General features: G+C 70.5%; 16 protein-coding genes. 7 read left to right on the top strand and 9 right to left on the bottom strand.

The genetic code is table 11. The features are described 5' to 3' along the window. The first annotated feature begins 280 nt into the window (after positions 1-280). Complete coding sequence (locus tag BKK81_RS22200) at positions 281-1183, top strand: LysR family transcriptional regulator (protein ID WP_071017771.1); 903 nt, start codon at positions 281-283, stop codon at positions 1181-1183. Positions 1184-1489: 306 nt separating this feature from the next. Here the strand turns inward: BKK81_RS22200 and BKK81_RS22195 are convergent, their stop codons facing one another. Beyond that, complete coding sequence (locus BKK81_RS22195) at positions 1490-3037, bottom strand: class I adenylate-forming enzyme family protein (RefSeq protein WP_071017770.1); 1548 nt, start codon at positions 3035-3037, stop codon at positions 1490-1492. Between the two features lie 160 nt (positions 3038-3197). Further along, a complete protein-coding gene (locus BKK81_RS22190; RefSeq protein WP_071017769.1) occupies positions 3198-4364 on the bottom strand; it encodes an acyl-CoA dehydrogenase family protein in 1167 nt (388 codons plus the stop codon). Positions 4365-4802: 438 nt separating this feature from the next. Between BKK81_RS22190 and BKK81_RS22185 the strand changes: the two genes are divergently transcribed. The 6 genes from BKK81_RS22185 (at position 4803) to BKK81_RS22160 (ending at position 12106) form a co-directional block, all read left to right on the top strand. Further along, positions 4803-5708 (top strand): SDR family NAD(P)-dependent oxidoreductase, encoded by a 906-nt coding sequence (locus BKK81_RS22185; RefSeq protein ID WP_418235926.1) that lies wholly within the window; start codon positions 4803-4805, stop codon positions 5706-5708. 127 nt (positions 5709-5835) lie between these two features. Then, the gene (locus BKK81_RS22180) at positions 5836-6729 is read left to right on the top strand and encodes a MaoC/PaaZ C-terminal domain-containing protein (RefSeq protein WP_071017767.1); all 894 of its coding nucleotides are present in this window, start codon (positions 5836-5838) and stop codon (positions 6727-6729) included. Positions 6730-6889: 160 nt separating this feature from the next. Beyond that, on the top strand, positions 6890-8200 hold the full coding sequence (locus BKK81_RS22175) for an acetyl-CoA hydrolase/transferase family protein (protein ID WP_071017766.1): 1311 nt from the start codon (positions 6890-6892) through the stop codon (positions 8198-8200). A 66-nt stretch (positions 8201-8266) separates the two neighbouring features. Beyond that, positions 8267-9475, top strand: a complete 1209-nt coding sequence (locus BKK81_RS22170) for an acetyl-CoA C-acetyltransferase (protein WP_071017765.1) — start codon at positions 8267-8269, stop codon at positions 9473-9475. 142 nt (positions 9476-9617) lie between these two features. Beyond that, positions 9618-10601, top strand: a complete 984-nt coding sequence (locus tag BKK81_RS22165) for a Bug family tripartite tricarboxylate transporter substrate binding protein (RefSeq protein WP_071017764.1) — start codon at positions 9618-9620, stop codon at positions 10599-10601. 227 nt (positions 10602-10828) lie between these two features. Then, positions 10829-12106, top strand: coding sequence for a CaiB/BaiF CoA transferase family protein (locus BKK81_RS22160; RefSeq protein ID WP_071022018.1), 1278 nt, complete (start codon positions 10829-10831; stop codon positions 12104-12106). Positions 12107-12156: 50 nt separating this feature from the next. On the opposite strand, the gene BKK81_RS22155 is transcribed toward BKK81_RS22160, so the two are convergent. From BKK81_RS22155 to urtA, 7 genes are all read right to left on the bottom strand, one after another. Beyond that, a complete protein-coding gene (locus BKK81_RS22155) occupies positions 12157-12471 on the bottom strand; it encodes a zinc ribbon domain-containing protein (RefSeq protein WP_071017763.1) in 315 nt (104 codons plus the stop codon). A 53-nt stretch (positions 12472-12524) separates the two neighbouring features. Next, positions 12525-13757 (bottom strand): formamidase, encoded by a 1233-nt coding sequence (gene fmdA, locus BKK81_RS22150; RefSeq protein WP_071017762.1) that lies wholly within the window; start codon positions 13755-13757, stop codon positions 12525-12527. Between the two features lie 62 nt (positions 13758-13819). Further along, entirely contained in the window at positions 13820-14509 is a 690-nt protein-coding gene (urtE, locus tag BKK81_RS22145; protein ID WP_071017760.1) for an urea ABC transporter ATP-binding subunit UrtE, read from the bottom strand. A gap of 39 nt (positions 14510-14548) precedes the next feature. Continuing rightward, complete coding sequence (gene urtD, locus BKK81_RS22140; RefSeq protein ID WP_071017758.1) at positions 14549-15292, bottom strand: urea ABC transporter ATP-binding protein UrtD; 744 nt, start codon at positions 15290-15292, stop codon at positions 14549-14551. A gap of 24 nt (positions 15293-15316) precedes the next feature. Further along, positions 15317-16450, bottom strand: coding sequence for an urea ABC transporter permease subunit UrtC (gene urtC / locus BKK81_RS22135; RefSeq protein WP_071017756.1), 1134 nt, complete (start codon positions 16448-16450; stop codon positions 15317-15319). A gap of 12 nt (positions 16451-16462) precedes the next feature. Continuing rightward, positions 16463-17377 carry an urea ABC transporter permease subunit UrtB gene (urtB, locus tag BKK81_RS22130; protein ID WP_071017754.1) on the bottom strand — a complete coding sequence of 305 codons (915 nt, stop codon included), beginning with the start codon at positions 17375-17377 and terminating at the stop codon, positions 16463-16465. 15 nt (positions 17378-17392) lie between these two features. Continuing rightward, a complete protein-coding gene (gene urtA, locus BKK81_RS22125; protein ID WP_231908196.1) occupies positions 17393-18700 on the bottom strand; it encodes an urea ABC transporter substrate-binding protein in 1308 nt (435 codons plus the stop codon). Between the last annotated feature and the right edge of the window lie 10 nt (positions 18701-18710).

Genomic DNA, 18710 nt, shown 5'->3' with positions numbered 1-18710 from the left:
GACGGTTCCGGCTGCCATCATCGCCGCCGGCCGCCGTGGCCGCTATCTGCATTTCCCGAAGCTAACGTTCGGCCGGCCGTAACGCCCGCGCCGCTGCCGCCCTTCCCGCCGCCGCGCCTGCCACGGGGCGGCCCGATTCACTATAATCGCGGGACTGTCCGCCTGTCCCATCGCACCGCCGCCACCCGGCCGCGGCATGCCCTGGGCCCCATAACGATTCGAGCGATGCGCGCGATCCCCGCGATCCGCCCGCTCCGAGACACCGCCGCCCGCAGCAGTCATGCGCTTCGACCTGGTCGACCTGAAACTCTTCACGCATATCGCCGAGGCCAACAGCCTGACGCGGGGCGCGGAGCGCTCGCACCTCTCGCTCGCGGCGGCCAGCACCCGCATCAAGAACCTCGAGGAACACGTCGGCGTCAAGCTGCTCAGCCGCAGCAACCAGGGCGTGAAGGTCACCGGCGCCGGCGAGACCCTGCTGGCCCACGCGCGCCGCGTGATCCGCCAGCTCGAGCAGCTGAGCGGCGACCTGCAGGAGTACGCTTCCGGCGTCAAGGGCCATGTGCGCGTGCTGGCCAATACCACCGCGATGAGCGAGTACCTGCCCGCGGTGCTGCGCACCTATCTTGTCAACCACCCGGACGTGACCATCGAGATGCAGGAGCGCCTGAGCCCGGACATCGTACGCGCGGTGCAGGAGGGCATGGTCGACATCGGCATCGTCGCCGGCAATGTGCGCACCGAAGGCCTCGAGGTGATGCCGTACCGGCACGACCGCCTGGTGCTCGCCACCGCGCTGAGCCATCCGCTGGCGCAGCGCCGGCACGTCGGCTTCATCGACACGCTCGACTACGACTTCATCGGCCTGCCGGAGGCCAGCGCGATCCACAACTTCCTCAAGCGCGCCGCCGGCGACCTGCAGCGCGCGCTGCGCTGGCGCGTGCAGGTCAGCAACTTCGAGACCGCCTGCCGCATGATCGAAGCCAACGTCGGCATCGGCGTGCTGCCCGAGAGCACGGCCAGCCGCCACGCGCGCACCATGGCGCTGCAGATCGTGCGGCTGGAGGACGAATGGGCGGAACGCAAGCTGCAGATCTGCGTGGCCGATCTCGCCGCGCTGCCGGTCTTCGCGCGCAAGCTGGTGGACCTGCTGGTCGAGGACGGCCTCGGGCGCCAGGACTGAGCGGGGAAGACAGCCAACACCGCCGGCCAAGCATAGTGTCCTGGCTCCCTCTCCCCGCACGGAGAGGGCGGGGGTGAGGGGTGGTCTAGCAAGGCGCCAAGCCCAGCGAAGCCAACGGTGTGATCCAGCGCGCGAGCACAGAGACGAAGCCAACGGTGTGATCCAGCACGCAAGCACGGAAACAAAGCCGATGGTGTGATCCCACTCGCCACGGCCAGGCAGCGCCTGCCCTCACCCCCGGCCCCTCTCCCGCAGGCGGGAGAGGGGGGCAGACCAGCGGGGAGCCAACCGGCGCACCGCCGGCGGCTAGCGCGGCTCCGCCAGCATGCCGCGCAGCTGGAGCTTGAGCAGCTTGCCGCTCGCGGTGCGGGGAATGGTGGCGACGCGCAGGATGCGCTGCGGCCGCTTGTAGGGCGAGAGGCGTTCCTTCAGGTAGGCCTGCACCGCCGGCACGTCGAACGCTTGTCCTTCGGCCACCTCGACGAAGGCGACCACTTCCTCGTCGCCGTCCTGGCCCGGCATGCCGACCACCGCGGAGACGCGGATCGACGGATGCGCATTGAGCACCGACTCGACCTCGATCGGATAGACGTTGAAGCCCGAGCGGATGATCAGGTCCTTGGTGCGGCCGACGATGAAGAGCGCGCCGTCCTCGCCGAGCCGGCCGATGTCGCCGGTGTTGAGCCAGCCGTCGGGACGCAGCGCGTCGGCGGTGAGTTCCGGCGCGTGGTAGTAGCCGCGCATCACGCCCGGCCCCCTGACCCACAGCTCGCCCGGCGTGCCGGCCGGCACCGGCTGTCCGTCGGCGCCGACCACGCGCAGCTCCGCGCCCTCGACGATCTGGCCCGCCGAGCAGTCGGCGCGCGGCTGCTCCATGCGCGTGACGAACAGCGAGCCGGCGTACTCGGTCATGCCGTAGCCGTGGTGCAGCGGCAGGCCGAACAGGGCCTCCACCTCGCGCTTCAGCGTCAGGTCCAGCGGGCCGCCGCCGGTGTAGAGGTAGCGCAGCCGGCCCCACGGCTGCGCGCCGGGGCCCTGCGCGCCTGGGCCTTGCGCGCGTAAGTGGGCCAGGATGCGGCTGAACAGGGTCGGCACGCCCTGCAGGATGGAGATCTCGCCCGCGCGCAGCGCCGCCACCACGTCGGCGGCGCTGAAGCGGGCGCACAGGTACAGGCTGGCGCCGGCCTGGAAGGTGGACAGCAGCACCGTCGCCAGCCCGAACACGTGCGACATCGGCATCAGCGCATAGGCGCAGTCGTGCGGCCGCAGCCGGCGCGACGCCACCGTGACGCGGGCATAGTGCAGCAGGCCGCGGTGGGTGACCATCACCCCTTTCGGCTGCCCGGTGGTGCCGGAGGTATAGAGCAGCGCGGCGACCTCGCGCGCGACCGCTTCGGGCTCGCGCGGACTGGCCGTGTCGAGCGCGCCCGCCATCAGCGGGCCGAGGCCGGGCAGCACGCCCTCCAGCGCGCGGTAGCGCACGCCATGGCGCAGCGCGTCCGGCGACGCGCCATGGGTGAACAGCGCCAGGCGCGGCCGGCAGTGCGCATGGATCTCATCGACTTCGCGCTCCGACAGGCGCGCATTGACCACCACCGGCCAGGCGCCGAGCTCCGACAGCGCGAACAGCAGCGTGATCACCGCCAGGCAGTTCTCGGCGACGACCAGCACGCGATCGCCGGTGGCCACGCCCTGGTCCTGCAGGTAGGTGCGCGCCGCTTCCACGTTCGCCCACAGCTGCGCATAGGACACCGTGCGGCCGTCTTCGACCACGGCCGTATCGTCGGGGGCCAGCCCGGCGCGCTGGCGCGGGATATCGCTGATCCGCTGCGCGGTGGTGGGGGGCGGGGACATCTCGCTGGGGTTCCTGGGCAAGGCGGTCGATCGGCGGGCGGGGCCCGGCGGGCCCCGATGGGTGCCAGTGTAGGGTCGCCCGGGACGGGGTGCAATCGCCGGGCGTGACGTGCCCGGCGCGGGGCAGCCCGCCCCCGCCCGGGGGAGGGCCGGCCGGGGCTCAGAACGAGCGCGGCAGGCCGAGGATGTGCTCGGCCACGTAGGAATAGATCAGGTTGGTCGAGATCGGCGCCACCTGGTACAGGCGCGTCTCGCGGAACTTGCGCTCCACGTCGTACTCGCAGGCGAAGCCGAAACCGCCATGGAACTGCAGGCAGGCGTTGCCGGCCTCCCAGCTCGCCTTGGCCGCCAGGTACTTGGCCATGTTCGCCTGGGCGCCCATCGGCTGGTGTGCGTCGAACAGCTCGCAGGCCTTCCAGCGCATCAGGTTGGCGGCCTCCAGCTCGATGAAGGTCTCGGCGATGGGGAACTGCACGCCCTGGTTCTGGCCGATGGGGCGGCCGAACACCTGGCGCTCCTTCACGTACTGGGTGACGCGGTCCATGAACCAGTAGCCGTCGCCGATGCATTCGGCGGCGATCAGGGTGCGCTCGGCATTGAGGCCGTCGAGGATGTACTTGAAGCCCTTGCCCTCCTCGCCGATCAGGTTCTCCTCGGGAATCTCCAGGTCCTCGAAGAACAGTTCGTTGGTCTCGTGGTTGACCATGTTCGGGATCGGACGCACGATCATGCCCTTCTTCTGCGCCTCATGCAGGTCCACCATGAAGATGGACATGCCCTCGCTCTTCTTCTTGACCTCGGCCAGCGGCGTGGTGCGCGCCAGCAGGATCATCCAGTCGCTGTGCTGCACGCGGCTGATCCATACCTTCTGGCCGTTGACGACGTAGCGCCCGTCCTTCTTCTCGGCCTTGGTCTTGATCTTGGTGGTGTCGGTGCCGGTGGTCGGTTCGGTCACGCCCATGGACTGCAGGCGCCACTCGCCGGAAGCGATCTTGGGCAGGTACTTCTGCTTCTGCGCTTCGGAGCCGTGGCGCAGCAGCGTGCCCATGTTGTACATCTGGCCGTGGCAGGCGCCGGAGTTGCCGCCGCAGCGGTTGATCTCCTCCATGATGACCGAGGCCTCGGTCAGCCCCAGGCCGGAGCCGCCGTACTCCTGCGGGATCAGCGCGGCCAGCCAGCCGGCCTTGGTGAGCGCGTTGACGAAGGCCTCGGGATAGGCACGCTGCTCGTCCACCTTGCGGAAGTACTCGTCCGGGAACTCGGCGCACAGCGCGCGCACCGCGTCGCGGATTTCCTGGTAGTTGTTGGATTGGGTCTGCTCGATCATGGAAACGTTCGGCGTGTTGGCTGTTCAGGGCCCCCGGGCTTGCCGCGCAAGCGCCGGCGGTGCGGCGGCGCGGGCCGGCACGGCGGCGGCGGGCCGCTGCCCGCACACGCCGGACCCGGTCCACGCCCGTGTCTGGTACGTCAGGTCCGCATGGTCGGGCCAGTCGGCCGCCGGCGCAATCAGCGTTTGCGGAAGCGCGTCTTCGCGTGTGCTTAAGTCCTGCCCGGGTCGCGCCGGGATCGCGCCGGGATCGTGCCCCCCGCGGCGCCGCGCCAGGCCGCTCCGCCGCCGCCTTGCACTTCACTTCCACCCCACGGTCGCGCCCCACTTTCACCATTGCCGAAGGCGGCCATTGGCATTGTCGAATAGCGCAAAACGCCGTTTGGCGAGATCCTGCCGGCAATTTCCGTACACAAGAGAGGGATCGACATGGCAGGCATGATGCAGGACAAGGTGGTGGTGGTGACGGGCGCCGGCGGCGGCATCGGGCGCGATATCGCCCTGGCCATGGCCGCCGAGGGCGCCAAGGTGGTGGTCAACGACATCGGCACCTCGACCAACGGCGAAGGCCAGGATGCCGGTCCCGCGCAGCGCGTGGTCGAAGAGATCCAGGCCGCCGGCGGCCAGGCGGTGGCCAACACGGACAGCGTGTCGGAAGCCAACAGCGCGGCCCGCATCATCGCCTGCGCCGTGGACACCTTCGGCCGCGTCGACGGCGTGGTGAACAACGCCGGCATCCTGCGCGACCGCTTCTTCCACAAGATGAGCGTGGACGAATGGGACGCCGTGCTCAAGGTGCACCTGTACGGCAGCTACTACATGAGCCGCGCCGCCGCCAACCACTTCAAGGAGCAGGAGGGCGGCGCCTTCGTGCACATGACCTCGACCTCGGGCCTGATCGGCAACCTGGGCCAGGCCAACTACAGCGCCGCCAAGCTCGGCCTGGTGGCGCTGTCCAAGAGCATCGCGCTGGACATGCAGAAGTTCAACGTGCGCTCCAACTGCATCGCGCCGTTCGCCTGGAGCCGCATGATCGGCTCGATCCCCACCGACACGCCCGAGCAGCAGGCGCGCGTGGCCAAGATCCAGCAGATGACGCCCAACAAGATCGCGCCGCTGGCCGTCTACCTGCTCTCCGACGCTGCCCGCGAGGTCAATGCCCAGGTCTTTGCCGTGCGCAACAACGAGATCTTCGTCATGAGCCAGCCGCGCCCGCTGCGCTCCGTGCACCGCAGCGAAGGCTGGACGCCCGGCTTCATCGCGGAACACGGCATGCCGGCGCTCAAGGCCGCCTTCGTGCCGATGGAGCGCTCGGGCGACGTGTTCTGCTGGGATCCGGTCTGAGCCGACGCGAGCGGCAGGAACCACCCGGCAGCACCCGCAGAACCCGCAGAGCCCGCAGAGCCCGCAGAACCCGCAGAGCCCGCCAGCAGCACCAACGATCCGAGCCAGCGACCAGGAGGAGACACCCATGGCCATCCGCTACGACCACCTCAAGCAGCGCGCCTTCGCGCCCATCCGCCAGCACTACGCCGAGCGCGACACCATGCTGTACGCGCTCAGCCTGGGCCTGGGCAGCGACCCGCTGGACGAGGCCGCCCTGCCCTTCGTGTTCGAGGGCAAGGCCGGCGGCCTGCGCGCCCTGCCCACCCAGGCCGTGGTGCTCGGCTATCCGGGCTTCTGGGCGCGCGAGGCCGACACCGGCATCGACTGGGTCAAGCTGCTGCACGGCGAGCAGCGCATGCGCCTGCACCGCCCGCTGCCGGCCAGCGCCGACATCGTCGGCCACAACCGCATCACCCACCTGAGCGACAAGGGCGAGGGCAAGGGCGCCATCATGGTGACCGAGCGGCGCCTGGAAACCGCGCAGGGCGAACTGCTCGCCACCGTGCAGCAGGTCTCCTTCCTGCGCGGCGACGGCGGCTACAGCCTGCGCGACGGCGGCCAGCCCAGCGACGCGCCGCTGCCGGCGCTGCAGCCCGTGCCCGAGGAGCGCGCCCCGGACTTCACCGACACCCGGGCGATCCGCCCCGAGGCCGCGCTGCTGTACCGCCTGATGGGCGACTACAACCCGCTGCATGCCGACCCGGCGGTGGCCGCCGCGGCCGGTTTCGCGCGCCCCATCCTGCACGGCCTGGCCAGCTACGGCCTGGTGGGGCATGCGCTGCTGCGCCAGTGCGCCGGCGGCGACCCGGCCCGCCTGCGCGCGCTCGACATCCGCTTCGCCGCGCCGGTCTACCCCGGCGAGACGCTGGTGACCGAGATCTGGCGCGTGCCGGGCCAGCCGAACCACTTCCAGCTGCGCGCCCGCGTGGCCGAGCGCGACAAGGTCGTGCTCAGCCACGGCTGGGCCGAGCTTGCCTGAGCCGCTTGCCTGAGCCGGCCCGAACGCCGACACCGGCCGACACCGGGCGACAGCGGCCGGCACCGGCCGGCATTCCGCCCGACCGCCATCCCGCCGCCGGCCGCAGCCCGGCCGCCGGCCTGCCCCCCCTGCCCCCCGCCCCCTTAGGAGCTACCGTTCCGTGGACACGCAAACCCTGGCCTCGCGACTGCAGGCCCTGATCCGCCCCGGCGACACCGTCTGGTGGGGACAGGCCACCGCCGAGCCGCTGACCCTGACGCGCGCGCTGGTCGGGCACCGCCACGCCATCGCCCAGGGCGGGCGGCTCGGCATCTTCGTCGGCATCGGCCAGGCCGACACGCTGCAGCCCGCGCAGGCCGACGTGTTCGACTTCTTCGGCTACGCCGCCAGCGGCCCGCACCGGCAGCTGGCCAAGGCCGGCGTGCTGGACATCGTGCCCAGCCACTACTCGCACCTGCCCGGCCTGATCCGCGCCGGCACGCTGCCGGCGGACGTGGTGCTGGTGCAGGTGTCGGCCGCCGACGAACTGGGCCGCCACAGCCTGAGCGTGGTGCACGAATACATGCCGGCCGCGCTCGACCGCGCCCGCGTGGTCATCGCCGAGGTCAATCCCGCCCTGCCCTGGACCCATGGCAGCCGCTACCTGACGGCGGACGACATCGACCTGCTGGTGCCGGCGCAGTATCCGCCGCTGGACCTCGGCCGCGGCGCCCCCGGCGAGGCCGAGCAGGCCATCGCGCGCCATATCGCCGGCTGGATCGAGGATGGCGCCACCTTGCAGATGGGCATCGGCAACCTGCCCGAGGCGGTGGTGGCCGCCCTGCACGGCCACCGCGACCTGGGGCTGCACAGCGGCGCCGTCGGCGACGGCATCGCCGCGCTGGCCGAGGCCGGCGTGCTGACCAACGCGCGCAAGACCGTCGACACCGGCCTCGGCATCGGCGGCATCCTGATGGGCGGCGAGCGGGTGCGGCGCTGGGCCCACCGCAACGCAGGCTTCGAGCTGCGCGAGACCCGCTATACCCATGACCCCGAGGTGCTCGCCGCCAGCCACAAGCTGGCCGCCATCAACGCCGCGATCGAGGTCGACCTGACCGGCCAGGTCAATGCCGAGGTGGCCGCCGGCGTCTACGTCGGCGCCGTGGGCGGCGCGGTCGACTTCCTGCGCGGCGCGGCGCGCAGCCGCGGCGGCCTGCCCATCGTCGCCCTGCCGGCCACGGCCAAGGACAGCAGCCGCATCGTGGCGGCGCTGTCCGGCCCGGTCAGCACGCCGCGCGCCGACGCCGGCCTGATCGTCACCGAATACGGCGTGGCCGACCTGCGCGGCGCGACGCTGTCGCAACGCATGCGCCGCATGCTGGACATCGCCGCGCCGGCGCACCGCGCCGAGCTCGAACGGCAGGGCCATGCGCTGCTGCGCCAGTGCGGCGCGGTCTTCGTGGCCCAGCCGGGACCGGCGGCCGCGGCCTGACATGCCGGCCGCCGATCCCGCCTGACCGACCCAGCCCATTCCACAGACCTTCCCAAGGAGACTCCCATGCGCAGAGCCGCAATCGTCACCCCCCTCCGCACCCCCGTCGGCACCTTCGGCGGCAGCCTGCGACCGGTGCCCGTCGAGGAACTGGCCGCCACCACGGTGCGCGCCGTGGTGCAGAAGAGCGGCATCGATCCCGCCCGCATCGACGACGTGGTGTTCGCCCAGTCCTACGCCAACAGCGAAGTGCCCTGCGTGGGCCGCTGGGCCGCGCTGCAGGCCGGCCTGCCGGTCGAGGTGCCGGGCATGCAGCTCGACCGCCGCTGCGGCGGCGGCCTGCAGGCCATCGTCACCGCCGCGATGATGGTGCAGAGCGGCGCCGCCGACGTGGTGATCGCGGGTGGCGTGGAGAGCATGAGCAATATCGAGTACTACACCACCGACATGCGCTGGGGCGCGCGCTCGGGCAATGTGCGCTTCTTCGACCGCCTCGACCGCGGCCGCGAACGCTCGCAGCCGGTGGAGCGCTTCGGCAGGATCTCCGGCATGATCGAGACCGCCGAGAACCTGGCGCGCGACTACGGCATCAGCCGCGAGCAGGCCGACGCCTTCGCCGTGCGCAGCCACGCGCGCGCCGCGGCGGCGTGGGAAGCGGGCCGCTTCGCCGATGAGATCGTGCCGGTCCAGGTGCCGCAGCGCAAGGGCGACCCCGTCGCCTTCACGCGCGACGAGGGCTTCCGCCCCGATACCTCGCTGGCCAGCCTGGCCAAGCTGCGCGCATTGATGCCGGACGGCACCGTCACCGCCGGCAACGCCAGCCAGCAGAACGATGCCTCCGCCGCCTGCCTGATCGTGGCCGAGGACAAGCTGGCCGAGCTCGGCCTCACCCCCATGGCCACGCTGGTGGGCTGGGCGGCCGCCGGCTGCGAGCCCTCGCACATGGGCATCGGCCCGGTGCCGGCGGTGAAGAAGCTGCTGGCGCGCCTGAACCTGACGCTGGAGCAGATGGACCTGGTCGAGCTGAACGAGGCCTTCGCCTGCCAGGTGCTGGCCGTGCTCAAGGGCTGGGACTGGCACGACCAGGATGCCATCGAGCACAAGCTCAACGTCAACGGCTCCGGCATCTCGCTGGGCCACCCGATCGGCGCCACCGGCGTGCGCATCCTGGCCACGCTGCTGCACGAGCTGCAGCGCCGCGGCGGCCGCTACGGGCTGGAAACCATGTGCATCGGCGGCGGCCAGGGTATCGCCGCCGTCTTCGAGCGCTGCTGACGCGGCGCCGTTCCCCCTGAAGCGCAGCACCCCGCGCCCGCGCGCCGGCCCGTCCGGCGGCGCGGCGGGCGCGGCCGTGCCTGCGTTTCCTGCTTTCCGCTTCCTGTTTTCCGCTTCCCGCATTACGAAGGAGATTGTCTTGATGTCCGCTTCACGCCGCCGCCTCCTGCTGTCCACCCTTGCCCTGTGCGGCGCGGCGCTGGCCACCGTCTCCGCGCACGCGCAGGCCGGCGGCCAGCCGATCCGCCTGGTGGTGGGCTACGCCGCCGGCGGCCCTGCCGACCAGGCCGCGCGCCTGTTCGCCGTCGCGCTGGGCAAGAGCCTCAACGCCAACGTCATCGTCGACAACAAGCCCGGCGCCAACGCGACGCTGGCCGGCCACGAGGTGGTGCGCGCCCGCCCCGACGGCAACACGCTGTGGTTCGCCGCCAGCGCCGCGCTGACCGTCGCGCCCAACATCATGCGGCACCTCCCGTTCGATCCGGCCAAGGACCTCACGCCGGTGGCACCGGTGGCGCGCTACTACAACATGCTGGTGGCCAACCAGAAGGAGCCGTTCCGCACCACCCAGGAGCTGGTGGCCTACGCCAAGGCCCACCCCGGCAAGCTCAGCTACGGCTCGTCCGGCGTGGGCAGCTCCAACCATATCGCCGCGGCCCTGTTCGCCCGGCAGGCGCAGATCGAGCTGAACCACATCCCCTACAAGGGCAACGCGCCGGCCATGACGGACACCATCGGCGGCCAGATCGACCTGCTGTTCGACATCATCAGCACCGCCAGCTCCTACGTGCACGGCGGCAAGGTCAAGGCCATCGCCGTGGGTTCGCCCAAGCGCAGCCCCGCGCTGCCCGACGTGCCGACCTTCCGCGAGTCCGGCATCGCCGGACTCAAGGACTACGAGGCCGGCGGCTGGTACGCCATCTACGCGCCCAAGGGCATGGCTCCCGAGCTGGCCCGCAAGCTGGGCCAGGCGGTGCAGCAGGCCGTGGCCGACCCCGACCTCAAGAAGCGCTACGCCGACGTCGGCTACGAGCAGTGGAACGGCAACGCGCAGGACGTGGTGAACACGGCCGCGCGCGAGCGCGCCCAGTGGGCCACCGTGCTCCAGGGCGTGACGCTGGACTGAGCGCGCCGCCGCGACGTGCGGCGGTTCCGCCGGTACGAAGGGAGCCCGCAGGTCCAGCAGGTCATCATCGCGCGCAACATGGTGCGCGAAGCGCGCGGCGCCGCCCGGGAAGCGTCGCCCAAAGACCGCCTTCCAAAATCCCGAACTCAGGCGCACGGGCGCCCTCTAGCATGGATGCCCGTGCCTGCCGTGCGTGCAGGCTGCCCGTCCCGTTCGACCCGACCGCCATGACCGACGCTTCCGCCGCCCCCTCCGCCCGTACCGGTGCCTTGAGCCACCTGCGCGTACTCGACCTCTCACGCGTGCTGGCCGGCCCGTGGTGCACGCAGAACCTTGCTGACCTGGGCGCGGACGTGATCAAGATCGAAAAGCCCGGCGAAGGCGACGACACCCGCCACTGGGGCCCCCCGTTCTTCGCCGACGAGTCCGGCGCGCCGACCCGCCAGGCCTGCTACTTCGCCGCCTGCAACCGCAACAAGCGCTCGCTCACCGTGGACATGGCGACCAGCGAGGGCCAGGCGCTGATCCGCGAGCTGGCGCGCCAGAGCGACGTGGTGGTGGAGAACTTCAAGACCGGCGGCCTCAAGCGCTACGGGCTGGACTACGACAGCCTGCGCGAGCTGAACCCGCGCCTGATCTACTGTTCCGTGACCGGCTTCGGCCACACCGGCCCCTATGCCGCGCGGCCCGGCTACGACCTGCTGATCCAGGCCATGAGCGGCCTGATGAGCATCACCGGCCATGCCGACGGCGAGCCCGGCGGCGGCCCGATGAAGGTCGGCGTGGCGGTGATCGACCTGTTCACCGGCATGTATGCCACCACCGCCATCCTGGGCGCGCTGGAGGCCCGCCACCGCACCGGCCGCGGCCAGCACATCGACATCGCGCTGCTGGACGTCGCCATGGCCGTGCTGGCCAACCAGGGCGCCGGCTTCCTCAATGCCGGCAACGTGCCGCAGCGCCAGGGCAATATCCATCCCAGCGTGGTGCCCTACCAGGACTTCCCCACCGCCGACGGCAATATGCTGCTGGCGATCGGCAACGACGGCCAGTTCGCGCGCTTCTGCGAGGCCGCCGAAGTGGACTGGGCGCAGGACGAGCGCTTCGCCACCAATGCCGGCCGCGTGACCCACCGCAAGACGCTGATCCCGATGATGATGGAGGTCACGCGCGGCCGCCCCACGGCGCAGTGGATCACGCTGCTGGAAGCCAAGACGGTGCCGTGCGGCCCGATCAACGACATCGCCCAGGCCTACGACGATCCGCAGGTGCGCCACCGCGGCCTGCGCATCGAGCAGGAGCGCTACCCGGGCGCGCGCCCGCCGGCGTCCGACGGCATCGCCCGGGTGGTCAGCACCGCCAGCCCGCTGCGCCTGTCCGACACGCCGCCGACGCTGCGCCATGCGCCGCCGGCACTGGGCCAGCATACCGAGGAAGTGCTGCGGGACTGCCTGCAGATCGGCCCGGAGCAGTTCGCGGCGCTGCGCGCCAAGGGCGTCGTGTAACGCTCCTTCCCGCGGCACCGGGCGGCACCGTGCGGTGCCGGCGGTCGCGCTCAGTGGCTGATCATCCAGGGCCGCGAGCCCGCCTGCCTGGCGCCCTCCGCGCGCCCCGCCAGCTTCACCGGCCCGCAGCAGCCGCAGCCCGGTCCGTGCCGCGCGCTTTCCTTGGGCGCGCTGGCGCTGCGCTCGTTGAGCGCGTGCGCCTGGCGCGTCGCGGCGTTCATGCTGGCCAGCGCGGGCGCGGCCACCCAGGCACGGGGCGCGGACGCCCCGCAGCCGGGGCAGCGCGCCGCCTCGTCGCGCCGCGCCATCGGCCGCATCACGGCGAAGTCGCCGCAGTCATCGCATCGGTAGTCGTAGGTGGGCATCGGTTCTCCGCAAGGGCGGCAACGGTGGCAACGGTGGGGCGCGACGATCCGCGTCAGGGCAGGTCCGGCGACAGCGGCAGGTCCACGCCGCCCTGGATCATGCGCGCCGGGCCGCTGGCGCTCGGGCGGATGTCGAAGTCGAAGATCTGCGTCGGCAGCCACAGCGTGGCGCAGGCGTTCGGCACGTCGACCACGCCGCTGATATGGCCCTGCACGGGCGCGGTGCCGAGGATCGAGTAGGCCTGGGCGCGCGAGTAGCCGAACTTGGTCAGGTACTCGATGGCGTTCAGGCAGGCCTGGCGGTAGGCCACGTTCACGTCGAGGTAGTGCTGCTTGCCCGCCTCGTCCACCGAGATGCCTTCGAAGATCAGGTAGTCGTTGTAGGCCGGCGTGATCGGGCTGGGCTTGAAGATCGGATTGCGGATGCCGTACTTGGCCATGCCGCCCTTGATCAGCGACACGCGCATGTGGACCCAGCCCGCCATCTCGATGGCGCCGCAGAAGGTGATCTCGCCATCGCCCTGGCTGAAGTGCAGGTCGCCCACCGACAGGCCCGCGCCATCGACGTAGACCGGGAAGTAGACCTTGGCGCCGCGCGACAGATCCTTGATATCGCAGTTGCCGCCGTGCTCGCGCGGCGGCACCGTGCGCGCGCCGGCGGCGGCCGCCTGCTCGCGCGCGTCGCCCTGCAGCCGGCCCATGTGGGCGGTGGCGGCGAAGGGCGGGTTGGCCAGCCCGGGCACGCGGGCGGGATCGCTGGAAATCAGCTCCGCTTCGCGCCGGTTCCACGTCTCCAGCATGGCCTTGTCCGGCAGGCAGCCGATCAGCCCGGGATGGATCAGGCCGGCGAAGTTCACGCCGGGAATATGGCGCGACGAGGTGAACATGCCGTGGAAGTCCCAGATCGACTTCTGCGCCTGCGGGAAATGGTCGGTGAGGAAGCCGCCGCCGTTCTGCCTGGAGAAGAAGCCGTTGAAGCCCCACTGGCTGTCGGCCTTGGCGCCGATGTCGAGCAGGTCGACCACCAGCAGGTCGCCGGGCTCGGCGCCTTCGACGCCGACCGGGCCAGAGAGGAAATGCACGATCGACAGGTCGATGTCGCGCACGTCGTCGGCCGAATCGTTGTTCTGGATGAAGCCGCCGGTCCAGTCGTAGGTCTCCAGGATGAAATCGTCGCCCGGCTTGACCCAGCAGGCCATCGGGATGTCCGGGTGCCAGCGGTTGTGCACGTCGGGGTTTTCGTAGGGCGACTGGGCCAGGTCGACCTGGATCAGGGTGTCTGTCATGGCGATGCCTCCTGCTTGGGATGCCGGTGGTGGGAAGTGGGAAGTGGGAGTGGGAAGGCCGCTCAGACCGAGAGCAGCGCGCGGATATGGCCGACGTCGGTGCTGTCGCGGGCGGTCTCGTGGACGAAGCGGCCGCCCTCGATGACCAGCAGCCGGTCGGCCACGTCGAGCGCGAAGCTCAGGACCTGCTCGGAGAAGACGATGGTGATGCCGCGCGTGCGGCGGATCTCGTCGAGCGCGCGCGCGATGTCCTTGATGATCGACGGCTGGATGCCCTCGGTCGGCTCATCGAGCAGCAGCACCTTGGGCTCGGCGACCAGGGCGCGCGCGATCGCCAGTTGCTGCTGCTGGCCGCCCGACAGGTTGCCGCCCTTGCGCTTGCGCATCTCGAACAGCACCGGGAACATGGCGAAGATGTCCTCCGGAATGCGGCGCGCGCTGCCCTGCTGCATGCCGGTGAGGATGTTCTCCTCGACGCTCAGGTGGGAGAAGATCATGCGGCCCTGCGGCACGTAGCCGAGGCCGGCGCGCACGCGGCGGTAGCTCTCCTCGCGCGCGACGTCGCGGCCGTCGACGCGCACCTGGCCGGAACGCACCGGCAGCATGCCGATCATGGCCTTGAACAGCGTGGTCTTGCCCATGCCGTTGCGGCCCATGATGGCCACCGTCTCGCCCTGCGCGGCCGCGAACGAGACGCCGTGCAGCGCCTCGCTCTGGCCATAGTTGACGACCACGTTATCGACGCTCAGCATGCGGGCTTCCTCCTGTCGCGTTGGATTGGGGCGGCCATCTCAATGGCCCAGGTAGACGTCGATCACGCGCGGGTCGCTCTGCACCTGCGCCATCGAGCCTTCGGCCAGGATCTTTCCCTGGTGCATCACGGTGACCTTGTGGGCGATCTGCTGCACGAAGTCCATGTCGTGCTCGATCACGATCACGGCGCGTCCCTTGCTGATGCGGCGCAGCAGCGCGGCGGTCTGCTCGCGCTCGCGCACGCTCATGCCGGCGATCGGCTCGTCCAGCATCAGCAGCTGCGGTTCCTGCATCAGCAGCATGCCGATCTCCAGCCATTGCTTCTGGCCGTGCGACAACTGCGCGGCCTCGCGCTCCAGCGCGTCGCCGAGGCCGATCTCGGCAGCCACCCCGGCCACGCGCCGGCGCACCTCGTCGGTGGTGCGGAAGGCCAGCGCGCCCAGCACGCCGCGCCCGCGCGGGAAGGACACCGCCAGGTTCTGGAACACGCTCAGGTTCTCGTAGATCGACGGGGTCTGGAACTTGCGGCCGATGCCGGCGCGCACGATCTCGTACTCCGGCAGGCCGCTCATCTCGCGGTTGGCGAACTTGATGCTGCCGCCGCTGGCGCGCGTCTTGCCGCAGATGAGATCGAGCAGCGTGGTCTTGCCGGCGCCGTTCGGGCCGATGATCACGCGCAGCTCGTCGCGGTCGACGTAGAGCGTAAGCCCGTCGATCGCCTTGAAGCCGTCGAAGGAAACCGTCAGGTCCTCGACGGCCAGCATGAAGTCGGTATTGCTCATGGTCGCTCCCGCTCGGGTTCAGGCTCAGGCAGTCTTGGCAGGGATGCCGTCGGCGGGCTCCTGCGGTGTCTCGCCGGCGCGGCGGCCCAGGTACTTGCCGTAGAGGCCGGCCAGCCCGTCGGGAAAGGCCACCACCACGCCGATGAAGAGCGCCGCCATCAGGAACAGCCACAGGTCGGGAAAGCTCTCCGAGAAGTAGGTCTTGCCGGCGTTGACCAGCAGCGTGCCCCACACGGCGCCGACCAGGCTCATGCGCCCGCCCACGGCGGCGAAGATCACCATCTCGATCGACGGCACGATGCCGACGAAGGACGGCGACATGAAGCCGACCTGCAGCGTGAACAGGGCCCCTCCCACCGCCGCCAGCGCGGCCGCCAGGCAGAACACGAAGACCTTGAACATGGCGACGTCGTAGCCGGAGAAGCGCACGCGGTCCTCCTTGTCGCGCATGGCCAGCAGCAGCACGCCCAGCTTGGTGTGCTGGATCCAGCGGCACAGCGCCATGGCGCCCAGCAGCAGGGCCACGTTGACGAAGTACAGCACCAGCCGCGCGCCGTCGGTGCGGATGTCCCAGCCGAGCAGGGTCTTCAGGTCGGTGATGCCGTTGACGCCGCCGGTGTAGCCCTGCTGGCCGATGATCAGCACCGACAGGATCAGCGCCACCGCCTGCGTGATGATGGCGAAGTAGACGCCGCCGACACGGCGCCGGAACATGGCGAAGCCGACCACGAAGGCCAGCAGCACCGGGACGGCGACCACGCCGAGCAGCGCCAGCGGCAGGTGGCGGAACGGCTCCCACCACCAGGGCAGCGCGGTGAGCTGGTTCCAGTCCATGAAGTCCGGGATACCCGGCGTCGACTGGATCGCGGTGCTCTTCGCATCCGAGGCCTCGAGCTTGAGGAACATCGCCATGGCGTAGCCGCCGAGGCCGAAGAACACGCCCTGGCCGAGGCTGAGCACGCCGCCGTAGCCCCACAGCATGACCAGGCCGACGGCGACGAAGGCATAGCTGAGGTACTTGCCGATCAGGTTCAGGCGGAACACGTCGCACGCCAGCGGCAGCACCACCAGCAGCACCAGGGCCAGCACGGCGTAGCCGAGCCATTCGCCGCGCAGCGCGGCCAGCGCGGCGCGGGGGAGGGATTTCGCGGCAGGCATCTGCAACTCCGGTTAGCGCCGCACCGCGGGGGCGAACAGGCCCTGCGGACGGATCATCAGGATGGTCACGATCAGCAGCAGCGTCAGCACGCGCGCCATCGAGCCGGTCAGGAAGAACTCGGTGATCGACTGCGTCTGCGCGATGCCGAAGGCCGAGGCCACCGTCCCCGCCAGGCTGGCCGCGCCGCCGAAGGTCACCACCAGGAAGGAGTCGACGATGTAGAGCGAGCCGCTGGTCGGCCCGGTCGAGCCGATCGTGGTGAAGGCCGCGCCGGCCACGCCGGCGATGCCGCAGCCGATGGCGAAGGTGAGCCGGTCGGTGCGCCGCGTATGGATGCCGGCGGCATTGGCCATGGCGCGGTTGGCGGTGGTGGCGCGCACGCGCAGGCCCCAGCGCGAGCGGTACAGCGCCAGCCACACCAGCCCCGCCACGCACAGCGTCAGCGCCATCACGAAGAGGCCGTTGATGGGGATGTCGAGGCCGGGCGCCGGTGTCCACGAGCCCATCAGCCAGTCGGGCAGCGTGGGGCTGACCTCCTTGGGCCCGAAGGTCGAGCGGAACACCTGCTGCATGCCGAGCGACAGGCCCCAGGTGGCCAGCAGCGTGTCGAGCGGGCGCCGGTACAGGTGCCGGATCAGGGCCCACTCGGCCAGCCAGCCGGCGGCGAAGGCGATCACGAAGGCCGCGCCGATGGCCAGCGGGAAGTAGTACGGCATCCAGGCGGGCGCCAGGCGCTCGACCGTGGCCGAGGCCAGGAAGATGGTGTAGGCGCCGATGGTCATGAACTCGCCATGGGCCATGTTGATGACTCCCATCTGGCCGAAGATGATGGCCAGCCCGAGGGCCATCAGCAACAGCACCGAGAACAGGCTCAGGCCGGCGAAGCCCTGCATCAGGCCGATGTTCAGCATGTCGGAGAGACTCATGACCGGCTCCTCGGCTTACTGGTAGCCCTTGGGGAAGGGATTGGGCGGGATCAGCTGCGGCGACTCGGCCACCACCTTGAACTGGCCATCGAGCTGGGCCAGGCCGACGCGCGTCTTGCTCCACAGGTGGTGGTTCGGATCGACCTTGACGTAGCCCTCGGGCGCGCTCTTCAGCTCGATGCCCGGCGAGGCCGCCACCACCTTGTCGACATCGAAGCTGCCGGCGCGCTCGACGGCGGCCTTCCACAGCCAGGGACCGAGGTAGGCGGCCTGGGTGACGTCGCCGATCACCGACTTGGCGCCGTACTTGGCCTTGAAGGCGTCGACGAACTGCTTGTTGTTGGGGTTGTCGAGCGACTGGAAGTACTTCATGGCGGCGTAGAAGCCGGCGATGTTCTCGCCGCCGATGCCGAGCACCTCGTCCTCGGTCACCGAGATGGTCAGCAGGAACTGCTTGTCCGCGGTGATGCCGGCGGCCTTGAGCTGCTTGTAGAAGGCCACGTTGGAGCCGCCCACCACGATGGCGTAGATGCAGTCCGGCTTGGCCACCTTGATCTTGTTGATCAGCGAGTTGAAGTTGGTGTGGCCGAGCGGGTAGTACTCCTCGCCGACCACCTTCAGCTTGAGGAAGTTCTCGATGTGCTTGCGCGCGATCTTGTTCGAGGTGCGCGGCCAGATGTAGTCGGAGCCGATCAGGAAGAAGCTCTTGGCGCCCTTCTGCCTGGCCGCCCAGTCCAGTCCCCAGAGGATCTGCTGGGTGGCTTCCTGCCCGGTGTAGATCACGTTCTTCGACTGCTCCAGGCCTTCGTAGAAGGTGGGGTAGTAGAGCAGGCCGTTCTCCTTCTCGAAGACCGGCAGCACCGCCTTGCGCGAGGCCGAGGTCCAGCAGCCGAACACGGCGGCGACGCGGTCGTTGACCAGCAGCTTCTTCGACTTCTCGGCGAAGGTGGGCCAGTCCGAGGCGCCGTCCTCCTTGATCACCTTGATCTTGCGGCCCAGCACGCCGCCGGCGGCGTTGATCTGGTCGATGGCGAGCTGCTCGGCCTGGATCGAGCCGGTCTCCGAGATCGCCATGGTGCCGGTGGCCGAGTGGAGCTGGCCCACGATGACCTCGCCGTCGCTGACGGCCAGCCGGGTGGTGTTGACCGCCGCGGTGGGCGGGTTGGCGGCGCCGGCCTGGCCGGCCAGGCCCGCCAGCGACAGCGCCGGCAGGGTGGCGATGCCCTGCACCAGCCGGCGCCGCGGCAGCGATACGGCGCGGCCTTCGGCGGGAATGGGCGAGGACGGCGCGGGGCTGGCCCCGTCTCGGTTCTTGTCACGCATGGTCGATGCT

It is taken from the genome of Cupriavidus sp. USMAHM13 (assembly GCF_001854285.1).
Lineage (GTDB): Bacteria > Pseudomonadota > Gammaproteobacteria > Burkholderiales > Burkholderiaceae > Cupriavidus > Cupriavidus malaysiensis.
Note: the sequence above shows the minus strand (reverse complement) of the source record. Positions and strands in the feature narration are given on the sequence as shown.

Excerpts from the sequence above, each read along its gene's own strand:
- BKK81_RS22190 (WP_071017769.1), bottom strand. The coding sequence starts at position 4,364 with ATGATCGAGCAGACCCAATCCAACAACTACCAGGAAATCCGCGACGCG.
- BKK81_RS22165 (WP_071017764.1), top strand. The coding sequence starts at position 9,618 with ATGTCCGCTTCACGCCGCCGCCTCCTGCTGTCCACCCTTGCCCTGTGC.
- BKK81_RS22185 (WP_418235926.1), top strand. The coding sequence starts at position 4,803 with ATGATGCAGGACAAGGTGGTGGTGGTGACGGGCGCCGGCGGCGGCATC.
- BKK81_RS22180 (WP_071017767.1), top strand. The coding sequence starts at position 5,836 with ATGGCCATCCGCTACGACCACCTCAAGCAGCGCGCCTTCGCGCCCATC.
- fmdA (WP_071017762.1), bottom strand. The coding sequence starts at position 13,757 with ATGACAGACACCCTGATCCAGGTCGACCTGGCCCAGTCGCCCTACGAA.
- BKK81_RS22200 (WP_071017771.1), top strand. The coding sequence starts at position 281 with ATGCGCTTCGACCTGGTCGACCTGAAACTCTTCACGCATATCGCCGAG.
- urtB (WP_071017754.1), bottom strand. The coding sequence starts at position 17,377 with ATGAGTCTCTCCGACATGCTGAACATCGGCCTGATGCAGGGCTTCGCC.
- BKK81_RS22160 (WP_071022018.1), top strand. The coding sequence starts at position 10,829 with ATGACCGACGCTTCCGCCGCCCCCTCCGCCCGTACCGGTGCCTTGAGC.
- BKK81_RS22155 (WP_071017763.1), bottom strand. The coding sequence starts at position 12,471 with ATGCCCACCTACGACTACCGATGCGATGACTGCGGCGACTTCGCCGTG.
- urtA (WP_231908196.1), bottom strand. The coding sequence starts at position 18,700 with ATGCGTGACAAGAACCGAGACGGGGCCAGCCCCGCGCCGTCCTCGCCC.
- urtE (WP_071017760.1), bottom strand. The coding sequence starts at position 14,509 with ATGCTGAGCGTCGATAACGTGGTCGTCAACTATGGCCAGAGCGAGGCG.
- BKK81_RS22170 (WP_071017765.1), top strand. The coding sequence starts at position 8,267 with ATGCGCAGAGCCGCAATCGTCACCCCCCTCCGCACCCCCGTCGGCACC.
- urtC (WP_071017756.1), bottom strand. The coding sequence starts at position 16,450 with ATGCCTGCCGCGAAATCCCTCCCCCGCGCCGCGCTGGCCGCGCTGCGC.
- BKK81_RS22195 (WP_071017770.1), bottom strand. The coding sequence starts at position 3,037 with ATGTCCCCGCCCCCCACCACCGCGCAGCGGATCAGCGATATCCCGCGC.
- urtD (WP_071017758.1), bottom strand. The coding sequence starts at position 15,292 with ATGAGCAATACCGACTTCATGCTGGCCGTCGAGGACCTGACGGTTTCC.